1 pseudogene is annotated in these 250 nt (G+C 63.2%); it reads left to right on the forward strand.

The window, feature by feature from the left end:
* Positions 1 to 250, forward strand: a pseudogene (fliI, locus tag AC0L2B_RS00060) (flagellum-specific ATP synthase FliI); the annotation flags it as partial.

Genomic DNA, 250 nt, shown 5'->3' on the forward strand with positions numbered 1-250 from the left:
TTCCGTTGTCGTCGCTTCTCCGGCAGACGATGCACCGCTGATGCGCCTGCGTGCGGCGATGTACTGCACGCGCATCGCCGAATATTTTCGCGACAAGGGCAAGAACGTCCTGTTGCTGATGGACTCGCTCACGCGTTTCGCCCAGGCCCAGCGCGAAATCGCCCTGGCCATCGGTGAACCGCCCGCGACCAAGGGTTACCCGCCATCGGTGTTCGCCAAGCTGCCCAAGCTGGTGGAGCGTGCCGGTAAT

It is taken from the genome of Mesorhizobium sp. WSM4815, assembly GCF_055811575.1.